This is a genomic window from Amycolatopsis sp. AA4 (assembly GCF_002796545.1).
Lineage (GTDB): Bacteria > Actinomycetota > Actinomycetes > Mycobacteriales > Pseudonocardiaceae > Amycolatopsis.
The window spans coordinates 1,218,915-1,235,148 of record NZ_CP024894.1 but is presented as its reverse complement, the minus strand read 5'-3'; the positions used below and the strand labels follow the sequence as shown (position 1 = coordinate 1,235,148).

The window sequence follows — 16,234 nt, the reverse complement described above, 5'->3', positions numbered from 1 at the left end:
GGCCTCAGTCCCGGCTGGGGCCGAAACGTTCAGTCCGGATCGACTGCGGCGAATGTCCCAGCGCGAGCATGATGTCCGCGGCGGTCTCGACGAACCCGGTCGGCCCGCAAATGTACGTGGTGGCACCGAAGTCTGCTGGCCACGCGGCGGTGTTCAACGTGGGAACGTCGATGCGCCGCGGAATACCGGACTGCCCTTCCGGAAGTTCCCGCGTGTAGACGTAAGTGATGTCCAAGCCGGCGTAAGGTCGGCGAAGTTCTGCGGCGTAGTACAGCTCCTCCGGGGTGCGCAGCGAATAGACCAGCCGGAACAGCGCTTTGCTGCCAGCTTCGCGACGAGCCCGGATCATCGCCATCAACGGGACGATGCCCGCGCCACCGGCGACAAGCAGCACGGGTGCCGTATCGGCGGGCCGCCACACGAACCAGCCCCCAATCGGGCCGCGGATTTCGACCGGATCGCCGATCGCGTACGGACCGGTGAGGTGTTCGGACACTTCGCCGTCGGCTACCCGTTGCACGGTCAGCTCGATTCGGTCTCCGTTCGCCGGCGCAGCGAGCGAGTAGCTGCGTTGTGCCGTGTAGCCGTCAGCTGCGGTGAGACGAACGTCGACGTGCTGTCCCGCGAGATGGCCCGGCCACCCTGGAATGTCGAAGACCAGGGTGCGCGCGGTCGGCGTCTCCTGCCTGATCTCGGCGAGCCGGGCGACACGCCACGCTAGTCGCCCTGATACCGCTGTTCCCGCCATGGATCTCCGTAGTCGTGGTAGCCGGCCGCTTCCCAGAAGCCCGGATCGTCCTTCGTCGCGAGTCGCAGCTCGCGCACCCACTTCGCGGACTTCCAGAGGTAGAGGTGCGGCACCAGCAGCCGGGCCGGTCCGCCGTGTTCCGGGGTGAGCGGCTTGCCGCCGTACTCGTAGGCGATCCAGGCCTTCCCGTTGAGCAGGTCCGCGAGCGGAAGGTTGGTGGTGTAACCGCCGTAGGAATGCGCCATCACGTAGTCAGCAGCCGTCTCGAGGTCGCCGACGAGCGCATCCACCGGGACGCCGCGCCAATGGGTGTCCAATTTGGACCATTGGGTGACGCAATGGATGTCGACCGTGATCTTCTCGCTCGGCAGCGCCATCAGTTCCGGCCACGACCATGAGCGACGTTCGCCGCGCTCGGTCACGACCGCGAATTCCCACCGTTCTGCGCTCACCCGAGGGGTGGGTCCGGCGGAGAGAACCGGGAAGTCTTCGGCGAGGTACTGCCCTGGCGGCAGCCGCGGGTTGGCACCGCGGGCGCGTCCGGTGAAGCCTGGTGTGACGACTCCCATCGCGCTCCCTCCAGACATACCCGACAGCTCAGTCCTTCGGACGCGAGACTACCCGCGTACCTGCAGCCCGAGCGACGTGACGAGCACCGCCGCCTGTTCCGGTGACACGATCGCGCCGGTCAGCGACGCCCGGGTCAGGTCGAGGGACGACAGATCGCTTCCCCGAAGCTCAGCACGCGTGAGGTCGATGTCCTGCAGCTCCGCGCCGGAGAGATCCACGTCGGTGAACACAGCGCCCGCACACTTAGCCTTGGTGAGGTCCGCTTCCCGCATCCGGACCCCTTGGAACGTGACTCCACGCAGGTCGGCACCGTTCAAACCGGCGAAAGACCAGTCTCCGCCGGTCACGCGCAACGGCCGCAGGCCGCAATCCTGGAATCGGCTACCGACCAGCTTGCATCCGGTGAACTCGGCATCGAACAGGTTGCACCCTTTGAACGCGCATCCGGTGAACGCCGAGTCGGTGTGCCGGGAGGCGTTGAACTGGACGTTTCCGAACACACAGTCCAGGAAGGAGACACCGCGCGTGATCGCCTCGGTGAGGTCGACCTGGTGGAACTCACAACGCACGAACCGACGCGCCGTGAACTCCTCCGCGTACCAGTCTTCGCGCCGGTAGACGCGGTCTTCGACCGTCTCGAGGTCAGACGGCTCCTGGTCGTGTTCAGACATTCGCCAAGCCTAGTTGGCCGCCGTGCCGATCGGGTTGCGAACGCGACGTCACGCGTTTCGTCGCCACCAGATGCTGGGTGGTGACCAGAAACACCGGGATCGCAGCGCCGACCGGTGTCGCCTGTTGCTCAGCCGGCGTGCGTGGTCGACCTGTTCCGCTCCGTTACGCGGCTCACTGGTGCACCATCCTTGTGTCGGTAGCCGTGAGGTTGCCGATGCACCCGAGGTGCTGCCGGGTTATCGCCCCGCTCGCTTGACGCGTTCGACGTCCAGCATGAGTTCCGCGGGACCCGGCAGTTCCCGGGGCGTGCCGACCGTCGACAGGGCTGTGCGCCACCGAGCGCCGATCAGTGAGCGAAGCGGCAGACACGCCCTGGCACCAGAACAAGGGTGCCTCCCCACTGGGATCAGCAGCGAGGAGGCTGTCATGAAGTCTGCCCCGTCCACTCTGCCCGAGGAACCACCCAACAGCGTGACCAGCGGCATCGACTGGGCTCGCGACGATCACGCCGTCGCGGTTGTCGATGGCCGTGGCCGCCTGGTGGCCCGTGAGACGGTCGAGCACAGCAACACCGGTCTGCGCACTCTGCTCGGCCTGCTCGCCGAGCACGGCGCCGCCGAGGTCGCGATCGAACGTCCCGACGGACCAGCCATCGACGCGCTGCTCGAGGCCGGCCTGACCGTCGTGGTGATCAGCCCGAACCAGGTCAAGAACCTGCGCGGCCGATACGGCTCGGCCGGCAACAAGGACGACCGGTTCGACGCGTTCGTCCTGGCCGACACCCTGCGCACCGACCGCGTCCGGCTGCGGCCGCTGACCCCCGACGACGAGACCACCCTCGCCCTGCGACGCGCCTGCCGCGCCCGCAAGGACCTCGTCGCCCACCGCGTGGGCCTGGCCAACCAGCTGCGTGAACATCTCAAACGCGTATTCCCCGGCGCCGTCGGGCTGTTCGCCGACATCGACAGCCCGATCAGCCTGGCGTTCCTGACCCGCTTCGACTGCCAAGACCGCGCCGACTGGCTCAGTCCCCGCCGCCTGGCCGCCTGGCTGGCCAGCGCCGGCTACTGCGGCCGCGTCGACCCCGCCGTGCTGCACCAGCGCCTGACCGCCGCACCCCGCGGCGCGGCCGGTGACCACGGCACCGCCGAAGCCCGCATCACCCGCGCCCTGCTCGCCGTGCTGACCAGCCTGGTCCAGCAAATCAAAACCATCTCCGCACAAATCGCCGAGCAGCTCGCGCTGCACGCCGACGCGCACATCTTCACCAGCCTGCCCCGCGCCGGCCAGGTCCGCGCAGCCCGCCTGCTCGCCGAGATCGGCGACTGCCGCGCCCGCTTCCCCACCCCCGAATCGCTTGCCTGCCTGGCCGGCGTCGCACCCTCGACCCGACAATCCGGCAAGATCCGCGCCGTCGGTTTCCGCTGGGCCTGCGACAAACAACTCCGCGACGCCGTCACCGATTTCGCCGGCGACTCCCGCCGCGCCAACCCCTGGGCCGCCGACCTCTACAACCGAGCCCGAGCCCGCGGCCACGACCACCCCCACGCCGTCCGCATCCTCGCCCGCGCCTGGCTCTACATCATCTGGCACTGCTGGCAGAACAACACCACCTACAACCCCGCCAACCACAGAGCACTCCAACGCCTGATCAAAGATCAACAACAGGCGCCTTGACACAGGGCTACTCATGCCACAGCGAGAAGCGGTCTGCCCAGGACAGCCATACGATGGCCGAATGAGCGAAGGCCGATGGTTCGATGCCTGGGTGCCCTGGCCCGAACTGTCGGGCCTGGCCGCCGCGGGCCGGGCACTGCTGCCCGCAGTGCCCGCGACCCCGGCCGCGCTCGCCCGAACTGTCACCGAGCAACTGGTGGGCCGTCGGCTTACGACCACGGTGCAAGGTCATGAAGTTGGCCTGACCCTCACCGAACTCGATTACCCGGCGGACTCGCTTCGTCTGGCCACCGGTCGGGTCGGAGACGTCCGCATCGTCGCGGAAGATGTCGACTGGCCCGTTCCGAACAGTTCGGCGGCCCCCGTTGAGCACGGCGCCGGCAACCTTGCCGGCACTGCCCGGTCGTCGCGAACTGGAGCGGCCGCAGCAGCGTCGAACGTGCGTGGCGAAACGAAGGACCCGACCACCGCGGACGCATTTGACAAAGCTGCTGCGACGGGCACTTCGTCTCCCGCCGACGCGACGAGCGAGACGGACGGCCCGCCGGATGCGGCTGATCCTGCGCCTGGCGGCATCGCTCCGTCTTCCGTCGACCGAACTGGCCCACGCCCGTCCGGTCCACGAGAGAACACGGCATCGTCGGATTCGGTTCGAACGCAACGTGATCGCCGAAACGCGGAAGCCACGCCAGGCGCTGCAGCAGGGAGCCGCATCTCGGGACCTGACGCACCAAACGCGAGGCAGTCCGAATCCGAACGACCGACTTCTCGACGAGACTCCGGGCGGGCGTCCACCAGCCGCGAAACCGGCCCGGCAACTCGGCCAGTTCCCGAGACGTCTGCCCGGTCAGACGTCGACCGCATTCCGCTGCGGCGCGTAACCGTGCTCGCCAAAGACGTACGGCTTCGAGGATTGCCTTCGCCAGCGGCGATTCCCGGATCTGTCGAACTCGAGATAGAAGTGAGCGGGACCGTGGTGCGGGATCGGGTCGCCGCGGCGCGTCCGGATCTGATCGCGACGCCGCATCCGGAAGGATTCCAGGTGCGCTGGCGTAAACACCCGCGCTGGGGATATCTGACCCTCGTCGCGGACATCGAAGACGACGCAGTAGTGCTGACCCCGACCGCGCTCTGCCTCGGCCGGTGGACACGGCGTCCGCCGAAACGGATCCAGCCGATCGTGCTTCCCCTCCCGGATCTGCCGAAAGGCTTGCGCCTGACCGGAATTCGGCCGCGCGAAGACGAGCTCGCACTGACGATCGCAGCCGACGAATGGCCTGGGCGGCTCGCCCGGATTCCATTGCCGGACTTGCTGACCTGGCTGACAACAGCGGCAATGACACTGACACTTCCCGGATTCGGATCACGGTCCCTCCCCTGAACCGGCGGCGGCGCCCACCGAGCCCCCTCTGGGCCCGAGCAATGGACGCGATGCCGCCGTGTTCCAGAGTGCTCGAACATCCGTTCCCAAATCATCACTCGATCGGGGAAAGATCGGAAAGCGTTGGCGCACAAGGGAAACGCGAAAACAGGCCGAAATCCTGTCGGTGCGGTCGGCTAGCCTCGGAATCGAGCCGTCAGTTCGCTCCGAGGGGAGATCACCGATGACAACCGCTGCAGCACTGCTCCGAAGAACCCGGGCCCATGCCGGGGCTCCGCGGCCAAACGCGCGTTCAGAGCGACGCTTGTTCCTCCACCGGAAGGCAGACCTCGAACCGCGTGTCGCCCGGTTCCGACGTCACCTTGATGTCGCCGGAGTGCCGTTCCACGACGATCCGCCACGAGATGTCCAGGCCGAGACCGGTTCCTTCGCCCACGCCCTTCGTGGTGAAGAACGGCTCGAAGATGCGCTGCCGCACCTCTTCCGGAATCCCCGGCCCGGTGTCGCCGATCTCGACGCGCACCTGCTTTCCGACCTGCCACGTGCGCAGGGTCAGCGTTCCCTCGCCGCCCATGGCTCCGACGGCGTTGTCGATGATGTTCGTCCAGACCTGGTTCAGTTCGGCGGCGTACGCAGGAACCCGGTCGATCGAACAGTCGTAGTCCTTGACCACGCGGATTCCCTCGCCGAGCTTGCCCGACATCATCACGAGCGTGGAGTTGAGTCCTTCGTGGACGTCGATGAACTGGTGCGGCGCGCGGTCCATTTGCGAGTACTGCTTCGCCGCGCCCACGAGCGTGGAGACCCGGCTGGTCGAGTCTTCGATCTCGCCCATCAGCATCTCGGTTTCGAGGGCGTAGGCGAGCCAGCGGATCGCGCCGTCGAGCAGTCCTTCGCCCACCGACTCCAGCACATGATCGAGGTTCGTCGGCGTGAGTCCGGCGGCGACGAAGATGCTGGCGAGGTCCCAACCCTGGTCGATGCCGTGGTCGTCGAACCAGTCGCCGATCTCGTCCTCGCGGTCGGCCTGCTGCATCGCGGAGAGCTTGGGCGCGTCGCCGACCTGCTTCACCAGGCGTTCCTGCACGTCGAGGAGCAACTCGAGCAGGTCCGGGTCGATGTCTTTCTTCGCCAGGATCGCCAGCTTGTGCCGCATGCCGGCGACTCGCTCCCGCAGCGCGGCAGTCGCTCGTACCGCGGCCGCGGCCGGGTTGTTGAGTTCGTGCATGAGCCCGGCGGACAGCTCGCCGAGCGCGACAAGCCTGCGGCGCGACGACACCAGCGCGTCGGTGTTGCGCCAGCCGAGGTACATCCCCTCCAGCAGGTGCGCTGCCATCGGGAACCACTGCCGGAACTCGACAGCGAACTCCGCGGCGGGAAGCGTGAGGAAAGTCAGGTCGCTGACGGCGTAGATCGTCGCGCCGTAGGTGGCTTCACTGTCCTGGAAGGCCAGGAATTGCGTTGCGCCGCAATAGGAACCGCGCTGATCGGACCGCTTCATTTCGACCTCGGCACCGGCCACCACGCGGGTCATCCGCAGCGCGCCGTTGAGCAGGACGTAGAAGCACGTGGCCGGGTCGCCCTCGCGGATCACCACGGAGTCCGCTTTGAACTCCTCTCGCACCGCGTTCTGCTCGATCCAGTCGAGCTGCGCGTCGGAGAGATGTTCGAACAAGAACAGGCCGCGGAGTTCTTCGCGCGGCAAGGCGGGCTGAGTCACTGTTCCTCCAAGTAACGGTGGACCAGGGTCACGGCCATGGCACCCTCGCCGACGGCGGAGGCCACGCGTTTCACCGACTGCGAGCGCACGTCTCCGGCCACGAACACGCCGGGTACTGACGACTCGAGGTAATGCGGATCGCGGTCCAGGGTCCATCCCGGCGGCCTGCGCCCGTCCTCCACGAGGTCTGGGCCGGTCCGGACGAATCCGTGGGCGTCCCGGAGGACGCTCTTCCCCAGCCACTCCGTGCGCGGAGCGGCCCCGATGAAGATGAAGAGGTGTTCCGTGTCCAGTTTCTCGGTCACGCCGTCTTTGCAGACCGTGATGGCCTCGAGGTGATCGTCCCCATGAGCTTTCACCACCGTGGTGTGCGTGCGGACGTGGACGTTCTCGATGGCCGCGATCTGTTCGATGAGGTAGTGCGACATCGAAGACTCCAGCGACGCGCCGCGAACCAGCAGCGTCACATCGGTGGCGTGCTGGGCGAAGAACACCGCTGCCTGACCCGCCGAATTCGCGCCGCCGACGATGTACACGTGGTCGTTCGAGCACTCAGGTGCTTCCGTCGCCGCGGAGCCGTAGTAGACACCCCGGCCGGTCAGCTCCTCGATTCCCTCGGCTTCCAGCGCTCGGTAATTGACGCCGCTGGAAAGGATCACGGAGTGCGCTGCGATCTCGGACCCGTCGCCGAAGGTCACGACGCGGCTCGACCCGCGCGCTTCCAGGCCCACAACGTCGCGCGCCGTGAGCACTTCGGCACCAAACTTCTGCGCCTGGCGGCGGGCTCGGTCCGTAAGCTGCGCGCCGGACACTCCGTCGGGGAAGCCCAAGTAGTTCTCGATCCGGGAGCTGGTTCCGGCCTGGCCGCCAGTGGCCTTGCGCTCGACAAGCACTGTCCGCAGTCCCTCGGAAGCGCCGTACACCGCGGCACCGAGTCCGGCCGGGCCCCCGCCGATCACCACGAGGTCGTAAAAGTCCTGCGCGGGCTGCGTGGAAAGGCCCACCGCATTGGCGATCTCGCTTCCCGATGGCTGTTTCAGCACCGTGCCGTCCGGCGTCACGACGACCGGAATGTCGGTCTCGCAGGCACCAGCGGCTTGGAGGATGCGGCCGGCTTCTTCGTCGTCGACCGAGTACCAGCGGTACGGGACGGCGTTGCGAGCGAGGAAGTCGCGCATCCGGAACGACGGTGCCGAGTACCGGTGCCCGATCAGCTTCGTCTCTTCCACCGGACGATCGCCGACCGCGAGCCAGGTCTCGACGAGCGAGTCGATGACCGGGTACAGCTTCTCCTCGGGCGGGTCCCAGGGTTTGAGCAGGTAGTGGTCGACGTCGACCACGTTGATCGCCTGGATCGCGGCGTCGGTGTCGGCGTAGGCCGTCAGAAGCGCGCGCCTGGCGTTGGGGAAGAGATCCATCGCCTTCTCGAGGAAGACGATGCCGTCCATGTGCGGCATGCGGTAGTCGGCGAGGATCGCCGCGACGGCGTCGCCGCGCAGCTTGATCTCGCGAAGCGCGTCGAGGGCGTCGGCACCCGAGTCGGCACGGATGACGCGGTAGTCCTTGCCGTAGCGGCGACGCAGGTCGCGCGCCACCGACCGCGAAACGGCGGGGTCGTCGTCGACGGTCATCAGGATCGGCTGGCTCACACGGCACAGCCTACGGTGTCCTGCCGGCTGTCGTGGCAACCAACAGAACCAGGGACCGGTGCCCGTCGCGGCCGCCACCGCGGCGGGCACCGGTTGTCCAGGTGGCGGCTACGGATAGCGCGCCAAGTTCACCGGTTTCGTCCCCGCCGGAGTGGTCGCGCCGACGTCGTTGATCACGTGGGTGATCGTTCCCTGGTGGTTGAGCGAAACCGTCACCATGCCGTGGAACCGCACGTCGGGCGCGGTCGGCGCGGCGAAGGCGCGCGAGCAAGACACTGACGGGTTCGTATTGAAGAAGCAGTAGCTGCCCAAGCCCCACGCTTCGTGACTGGTCACGTCCGGGGCGACTTGGTACGCGGCGTAGCCCGCGCTCCCGCCGTCCGTCCAGGCTGCCTCAGCGGGGACGTCGTAGGGCATCTCGTTCTGGAAGAAGTAGGTGCGCCCGCCGTTTCCGTTCCAGACGACTTGCGTCTTCTGGAAGTGCTCGACGAACAACCCGTAGACGGTCACGTCGTCGCCGTTCACCACCAGTCCGGTGTCGGCCGTGTTGGAGTTCCAGCCGACTTCGCTGTCGTCGGCGCCGTGGTCGGCTCGCCAGAGCCACAGGTGGTCGCCGATCACGTCATTGCTGTTGACGACGAGGCTGGTGCGTGCTTTGCCCGCGACGGCACCGCCGACGCGGAAGAACACGTCGTGCAGCGAGGTCGGGTTCGCCGAATGGTCTGCGGCCGATCCGTGCCCGCCGACCTGCATGAGCATGTCCGACGAGGTCGTCCCGGCGTCAATCAGTAGGCCCGCGATCTTCACGCCGTCCACGTCGTCGACAGCTATCGCGGTGATCCCACCGTCCGGCACCAAGGTCGCGATGCCGAGGCCGAGGACGACAGTGTCCGGGCGAGTCACGTGAAGCGGCTGATCGAGGTGGTAGACGCCTGGGGTGATCAGGAGGTTCTCGCCCGCAGCCAGTGCCGCGTTCATCTGGGCCGCGGTCGCGCCGGGCTTCGCGATGAAGAACTGGTCGATCGGCAGCGAATCGCCTGGCGCGGGGTCGTGTTGCCAGGTGACTCCGGAAGTGTTGCTTCGCAGTGCGGGCACGAAAACCCGGTAGTGCCCGGACTCGTCAACCTGGAGGCACGGCTTCTCGCGGACGACCGGGGTCTGGCCGATCGTCGTGTACGGCGGCTCCGGGAAGGTGCTGGCGGGAGCGCCGTCCACTCCGACGAACACCATGTTCCAGGTGGACCCGGTCCAGTTGCCGAATTGCGAATCGCGCGAGATCCATTGCTGTTGCGACCCGGAACGGACCTGTCCGTCGATCTTCGTGTCCGAGATCCAGCCCCCGCTAGACCAGCCGCCGCCGTGGTCGAGACGGAGGTCGCCGCGGACGTGCATGCGCCGGTAGGGGCTCGCCTGCGAAACGGCCCATTGATCCGTGCCCCCGACGGGGTTCACAGACAGGTTTTCCGCACCGCGCCAGAAGTTCTGCGTCGCGTTGTTCGGGGGGAACCAGTCTGCTTCTACGTGCACCGCACCGTTGATCGTCACGGCGTCGGGCGTGCTGCCCAGTCCGAGGATTTGGGTGTAGAAGCCGACGTTCACGTCGTTGAAGTACGTGCCTGGTTTGAACAGCACCGCGTAGCGCTGACTGCCGAACTGGTTCTTTTCTTGCTCCGCGAAGATGGCGTCCAGCTTGCGCTGGATGCTCGCACTCGGCATCGACGGATCGAAAACGACGACGTTCGGCCCCAGGTCCACTTGTCCCGGCGGCGGAGAAGTAGTGCCACCCACAGAACTCAGTGTGAACGACTGGCCGACGGTGTCCGGACGGCCGTGTTGCGTTGGCTTCTCTCGACCGGCAGCCAGCACGGCTGGGCGCGGTTCGAGGTCACGGCCCGATGCAAGATCGACTACCGCCGCAGCCGGATACGCTGGCCATCCCGGGTCAGGAACGGTCGACGGCAACCGCGGCGGGGCTGTGACGCAGAGGGGTCCAGCGGCGCTCTTGTCCTCCGACGAGGCAAAGCGGGAGGGGCAGGTGGTCGTCTCCGTATCGCTCTCCTGAGTGAGGCGGAAGTGCCAATCGTGCGCGTTTGTTCCGGTGCTGGTGTACGGGCGGGCCAGCGAAACGGGCACAGAAGGCGGACGACTGGCGGCTCGCCGAGAGTTCGCCGCCCCGGTTCGGCCGGGCCACGCTTCAACGTTCGCATCAAAGGGCTGGCAGGCTCGCGGTTCGCTGGCCCGGCCAGGGAGACTGCCGACCGAACTCGGAGAAGGCAGCGCCAGAGCGGCCACGCTACGTGATGCGGGCTTCATCGCCACCTCCTTGCTGAGACGGGACTAGCGGACGACCCCCGGCCGGAGATGCGGTCACCGCGTGGCGGGGTCGGCTCGACGTCGCGACTGCGGAGGAATGTAACCGCGAGCACACCGACACTCAACGCAAACCTGAAGAAAAGTCAGGAAGGGCAGTCGACCTGCACTAAGACGCCAGGAGCGGTCGACGGAGAGGCAAGTTCGACCTGCTTGACCGGCCGTCTCCCCGGGCGCGCGACGGCTAACCGACCCCCTGACGAAGGCCCTGAAGGCGGGGTGTACTGTATGTCCATACGAGATGCGGAGTTCACCTCTGCTTCGGGGCTATGGCGCAGCTGGTAGCGCACCTCACTGGCAGTGAGGGGGTCAGGGGTTCGAGTCCCCTTAGCTCCACAGGTTCGATGAACCCCTTTGATCACGCGGTTGGCGCTGGTCGGAGGGGTTTTCTCATGTTCGCGGGGTGATCTCGCGTGATCGGGTCGAGCTGCTGCGGGGTGTCCCAAGTGGGAAGTCTCTGGGGCGCGCTGCTCCAGAGCACGCGCTTGCGGGCAGCGCCCTTTCCTCTTCCCCGCTGGGCAAGGCGGGAGTTGTCCCTCTTTCCATCGGCAATAAGGGCACGCGAATTCGGCCGCTGCCGGGGGTCCGGGACGGCGGAATGGGAGGCCGAGATTTGGCCGCCGCCTTTTCTGTTGTGCGGGCCGGGCGGACGCGGGCTGCGGACGGCTTTTGTGCCAGCGGCGCTGCAGGTCGGCCAGCAACCGGGTCTCCACTTCGCGCGCCACATGCGAATACGTCTCCACGACCCCGTCCGGCAGATGGTGACCCAGCCGCCGTGCCTGCGCGATCTCCGGAGCCCCGCCCGCGATCAGCCGGGTCTTGCGGCTGTGCCACAACCCGCAGAACGTCAGCCCGGGGCACACCGAGTAGGCCCGGATCCTGGGTTTGCGGCAGCCGTCGATCGCGGGCCGCAGGACACGACGGTCGAACGTGGACCGCCACAGCCAGGTCCCGCGCGAGGTGGTGAACACGAACTCGAACGGATGGGGCGGCGGCGAAGGCCGTGTTCCAGGATCGGCGACGTTGCGCGCCCTCTCGTTCTGGTCGATCCGTGCCTGAACGCCCTGCGGCCGAGGAGGAGGCGGGGCCGGGCGGGCTGCCGCGCTCCGTCTTGCCGGGACGCCAGGGTTGAACTGTGATCGCTCTTGTCCGGCCTGCTCGTGTTGACAGCGGGGAGGCAGACGGGTGCGCAGAGCAATACGCCCGCCATTTGATCGGGCGCAGCCACCCGACCGAGTCGCTGACCTCGCACCCGTGGTCGGCAGGCCGGAATCCTCGACGGCAACGTCTGGCAAGCCACCGCACACCCTGGCACCGGGCCGGGCGCTGGCTGTGCGGTACGCGGCTAAAGCTTCTAGCGGCTGCGCGAATCCGCCTCGGACCGCCGCAGACCGTGCCGAAAGGTGGCGGCTTGTCGGATTTCCTTGCGGCACGGGTGACTTTCGCACCCATCCCGGTAACGCTTCCGGGACCCCGGCGATAGCGGTGTGGACAGATACCGGGTGGAGGTTTGCGGTGGGATGGTTTCGTAGTGCGGTGAGCGCGGGTGCGGTCTCCGTCTTGCTCGCGTGCGGGTTGGCCGGGACGGCGGCCGCCGCGTCAGGGAGTTCGGCGGTCTCGAGCACGCCTAAGGTGAGCGCCGCGGGCAAACCGGCGCATCCGGGGTCGGACTACCTGGGCTCCACGATCGGCAAGGAGCCTGTCGCGACGTCGAAAGTCGCGCCGCGGGCGGCCATGGCGGCGGGGGTGACGACGCCGGGCATGGACGTCTCTCACTACCAGGGCACGGTGGACTGGGGCGCGGCGGCGGGCAACGGCGCGAAGTTCGCGTACATGAAGGCCACCGAGAGCACGACCTATGTGGACCCGCAGTTCGCGGCCAACTACGCCGGTTCCGCGAACGCCGGGATCCTGCGCGGCGCTTACCACTTCGGACTGCCTGACACCTCCTCCGGCGCGGCGCAGGCGCAGTTCTTCCTCAGCCACGGCGGCGGATGGGTCTCCGACGGCAAGACCCTGCCGCCTGTGCTGGACATCGAGTACAACCCCTACAGCACCGCTGACTGGACGGGCTGGTGCTACAACATGAGCCCGGCCCAGATCTCGGCCTGGATCACCGACTTCACCACCACGATCCACGACCGCACCAATCGCTGGCCGGTCATTTACACCACCAACGGCTGGTGGAACCACTGCACTGGCAACAATCCCAGCTTCGGCAACGATCCACTGTGGATCGCCGCCAACCTGACGATTCCGGCCAGCTGGACCGACTACACGTTCAACCAGACCGCGACCTCCGGCACGTTCCCGGGCGACCAGGACGTCTTCAACGGCAGTGTCGCCGACCTGCAGACTCTCGCCGTCGGCAGCGAGCCGGACAAGATCGCTGAGCACTACAACGCACTCGGCGGCGCGGCGTCTTACCTCGGTGCGCCGACCGGCGACCGCTACCCGGCCGCAGGCGGGTGGGCGCAGAACTACCAGTACGGCGTCATCGGCTACAACCCGCCGACCGGCGCTTACGCGGTCCACGGCGCGATCAGCCAGCATTACCTGGAACTCGGCGGACCCAACGGCTTCCTCGGCCTGCCCATCACCGACGAAACCCCGACCCCCGACGCCAGCGGCAGCTACAACCACTTCACCAACTCGGGCTCGATCTACTGGACCTCGACGACCGGGGCACGCTCGATCCACGGCGCGATCCGCGACAAGTGGGCCGCGCTCGGCTGGGAGAAGGGACTGGGCTACCCCACCACCGACGAGGCCGGCACGCCGGACGGGACCGGTCGGTACAACCACTTCAACGGGGCCCAAGGCTCTTCTATTTACTGGACCCCCGCCACTGGCGCACAGTCGATCCACGGGGCCATCCGGCAGAAGTGGGCCGACCTCGGATGGGAGCGCGGGCTCGGCTACCCCACGACCGACGAAACCAGCACGCCCGACGGGACCGGCCGCTACAACCACTTCAACGGCGCCCAAGGCTCTTCTATCTACTGGACCCCCGCCACTGGCGCGCAATCGATCCACGGGGCCATCCGGCAGAAGTGGGCCGACCTTGGCTGGGAAAAGGGTCGCCTCGGCTACCCGACCAGCGACGAATACGGCATCACCGGCGGCCGCCGCAACAACTTCCAGTACGGGACCATCACCTGGTACAGCGGCGACGGGACCACTCAGGTCGCCTACAGCTGATCCTGAACCGGCACGTCCGGCGGCCGCGGAACAGGGCGGCCGCCGGGCGCAGAAGTGCTTTCGAGCACGACGATCTCGTTCAACTGACTTCTCAGCCCAGGATGGGTCTGCCCGAAGGGAATCCGGGCTGTGGTCGGAAGTTACTCGACGTGGACGTCGGGGTGCAGCTGCCGGACAGGCGGCGCGCGAACCCGGCGCGGACGTGAGGGCGAGGCCAGCGCGAGCGGCCCGTATCGAAGGGCAGCGTGGCGCTCGTTCTGAGGCCAAGACTCACACCCTCGCCGGATGACACAGGCGTCGGGGGTCCACCAGTTGCCGGACGGGTGGCGCATGAATCCGGCGCGGACGTGAGGGCGCGGCCAAGGCGAGCGACCGTTCCGAAAGGCAGCGCTGGTTCCGAGGCGGAGATCCGCGCCGTCGCCGGGACGAGGGCGCGTTTCGGATGACAGCCTTTCTCCGTGGACCGAGGCGCGACGCTGAGTTTGGCCTCCGGCAGCGCGATCCGAGCGCGCCTCCGGGCATAATCCGCGCCGCGGGGGGTCCAACGTCGAGCGGGACCAGACTTGTCACCGGGGATTTCCCTTAGCTCGCGCGAAAAACCGTGCTTGGCCGCAGGACTTGCTACGGCCAAGCACGGGAATCTCAGCGCGAAAGTCGGCTCACTGGAACGAGATCGGCACCCCTACGTGCACGGTGACCGGCTGGTCCACCGCGCCGATCAGGCAACCTCCGGGGACCGTTGGGCAGTCGACTGGGCCCCATTGCGTGCCGTCGAGGGTGTAGCCCGTGAAGGACTTTCGGGCGGTGACCGTGGTTGAGGCGCTGCCGGTCGCGTCTGTCGTGATCCTGGCGACTTGGGACTTGTCGCAGACGATCAAACCGGCCGAGGGGATCGCGCATTCGGACACCTGGACGGTTCCCCCTGCGGTGAAGCCGTTGACCGTGGCGGTGACTACGGTGCCGTCAGTCAGGCCGGTCGAGGGGGTTGCGGAGATGCTGGGGGATGGCGAAGCGGCGGCGATTTGGGGGAAGGCCAGTGCCGTCGCGACGGCGGTGGCGCCGCCTAGTACGCACAGTGCACGCACGGAATTCCTCTGCAAGGTTCACTCCCATTGCGGACTTGATGATGGGGTTGACGAGAGAAAAAGAGAAGCCGGTTCTTTCCTTCGGCCCTCTCCCCCAGGATAGCTTGTTTCGTCAACCGGCAACATACTTTGCCGCGTTCGTATTATTCACCGTCCGGCGAAGGAGGTGGTCAGGCGGAGCGACGCGCGGCCGCGGGTCAGCGGGGCGCCGGGGTCGTCCAGCCAGTCGTCTCGGTTGAGAATGGCGACCTGCAATGATTGCAGTTGCCCGCCGGGTTCCATGCCTAACGCTTCCAGGAGCGATTTCCGGAAGGCGTTGTAGACATTGAGCGATTCGACTGTTCTTCCGCTTCGATACAGGGCCAGCATCAGGGAGAAATAGAGGTTTTCCCACAACGGATAGGTGTCGGCGAGACCGTACAGTTCGCGCACCAGGGCAGTGTGCCTGCCCAGGGCGATCTCGAGGTCGAACCGGCGTTCGCAGGCCACTATCCGGCGCTCGTCGATCTGCCTGGCGATACTGGTCAGCAGCGGGACCGGCGGCAGGTTGGCCAGCGTCGGGCCCCGCCACAGCGCCAGGGCCTCGCCCAGCAGCTGCGCCGCGTCTTCCAGCCTCCCCTCGCGTTCGGCCCGCTGCGAGCGTTCCACCAGCGCGTCGAACAGGTCGAGGTCGAGGACCTGCCGGCTCAGGTCGAGCAGATAGCCCGGCGACTTGGTGCGCAGCACGTCGGAGCCGATGCCGCAGTCCAGGAATTGCTTGCGCAATTTCGAGATGTACACCTGGAGCGCGGTGGTCGAGGTGCGCGGAGGCGAGTCTTCCCACAATCCCTTCGACAATTGTTCGGTCGACACCACGCGGTTCGCGTTGAAACACAGCATCGCGAGAATGGACCGCAATTTCGCACTGCGCGGAGTAATGGTTCTGCCTTCCGCGTCCAGCAGCTCGAATGTGCCGAGCACCCGGAAGTTTCCCGGCAAATGCTCGACGACGAGTCCCCAATTGTGACTTTCCAAATCCCCCAGCCCCCAGTTGATCCGCCCAAAACGGACGCCTTGGATATGGCAATCGGCACCCCTGCCCGAAACGCTAGCATCGCACTGGCGGCCGAGCTTGGACCGAATGGGTGATCTTTGCGCATTCACGTACCGGAAAAGATCACC

General features: G+C 67.0%; 11 protein-coding genes and 1 tRNA gene. 4 read left to right on the top strand and 8 right to left on the bottom strand.

The features are described from left to right. Positions 1-4: 4 nt before the first annotated feature. From CU254_RS05965 to CU254_RS05955, 3 genes are read right to left on the bottom strand one after another with little or no spacing between them, the layout of a single operon-like run. Complete coding sequence (locus tag CU254_RS05965; protein WP_037712688.1) at positions 5-748, bottom strand: ferredoxin reductase; 744 nt, start codon at positions 746-748, stop codon at positions 5-7. After that, the gene (locus CU254_RS05960; RefSeq protein ID WP_009073719.1) at positions 718-1,317 is read right to left on the bottom strand and encodes a sulfite oxidase-like oxidoreductase; all 600 of its coding nucleotides are present in this window, start codon (positions 1,315-1,317) and stop codon (positions 718-720) included. Before CU254_RS05960 ends, CU254_RS05965 begins: the two co-directional genes overlap by 31 nt. Positions 1,318-1,365: 48 nt before the next feature. Then, positions 1,366-1,989, bottom strand: coding sequence for a pentapeptide repeat-containing protein (locus CU254_RS05955; RefSeq protein WP_009073717.1), 624 nt, complete (start codon positions 1,987-1,989; stop codon positions 1,366-1,368). Positions 1,990-2,461: 472 nt separating this feature from the next. On the opposite strand from CU254_RS05955, the gene CU254_RS05950 reads away from it, so the two are divergent. Continuing rightward, positions 2,462-3,667 carry an IS110 family transposase gene (locus tag CU254_RS05950; RefSeq protein ID WP_234392802.1) on the top strand — a complete coding sequence of 402 codons (1,206 nt, stop codon included), beginning with the start codon at positions 2,462-2,464 and terminating at the stop codon, positions 3,665-3,667. A 61-nt stretch (positions 3,668-3,728) separates the two neighbouring features. Continuing rightward, on the top strand, positions 3,729-5,048 hold the full coding sequence (locus tag CU254_RS43945) for a hypothetical protein (RefSeq protein WP_199785813.1): 1,320 nt from the start codon (positions 3,729-3,731) through the stop codon (positions 5,046-5,048). Positions 5,049-5,340: 292 nt separating this feature from the next. Here CU254_RS43945 and CU254_RS05935 read toward each other — a convergent pair whose 3' ends face one another. The 3 genes from CU254_RS05935 to CU254_RS05925 form a co-directional block, all read right to left on the bottom strand. Further along, the gene (locus tag CU254_RS05935) at positions 5,341-6,768 is read right to left on the bottom strand and encodes an ATP-binding protein (RefSeq protein ID WP_009073709.1); all 1,428 of its coding nucleotides are present in this window, start codon (positions 6,766-6,768) and stop codon (positions 5,341-5,343) included. Further along, entirely contained in the window at positions 6,765-8,417 is a 1,653-nt protein-coding gene (locus CU254_RS05930; protein WP_037712684.1) for an FAD-dependent oxidoreductase, read from the bottom strand. Before CU254_RS05930 ends, CU254_RS05935 begins: the two co-directional genes overlap by 4 nt. A 108-nt stretch (positions 8,418-8,525) precedes the next feature. After that, the gene (locus CU254_RS05925) at positions 8,526-10,133 is read right to left on the bottom strand and encodes a coagulation factor 5/8 type domain-containing protein (RefSeq protein ID WP_100267026.1); all 1,608 of its coding nucleotides are present in this window, start codon (positions 10,131-10,133) and stop codon (positions 8,526-8,528) included. 917 nt (positions 10,134-11,050) lie between these two features. Here CU254_RS05925 and CU254_RS05920 point away from each other — a divergent pair. Beyond that, positions 11,051-11,123, top strand: a tRNA-Ala gene (locus tag CU254_RS05920). A gap of 1,200 nt (positions 11,124-12,323) precedes the next feature. Then, positions 12,324-13,988, top strand: coding sequence for a GH25 family lysozyme (locus CU254_RS05915; RefSeq protein WP_199841115.1), 1,665 nt, complete (start codon positions 12,324-12,326; stop codon positions 13,986-13,988). Between the two features lie 659 nt (positions 13,989-14,647). Here the strand turns inward: CU254_RS05915 and CU254_RS05910 are convergent. Both CU254_RS05910 and CU254_RS05905 read right to left on the bottom strand, forming a co-directional pair. Next, entirely contained in the window at positions 14,648-15,073 is a 426-nt protein-coding gene (locus CU254_RS05910; RefSeq protein WP_037712681.1) for an enediyne antibiotic chromoprotein, read from the bottom strand. 147 nt (positions 15,074-15,220) lie between these two features. After that, a complete protein-coding gene (locus CU254_RS05905; RefSeq protein ID WP_009073701.1) occupies positions 15,221-16,216 on the bottom strand; it encodes an AfsR/SARP family transcriptional regulator in 996 nt (331 codons plus the stop codon). Between the last annotated feature and the right edge of the window lie 18 nt (positions 16,217-16,234).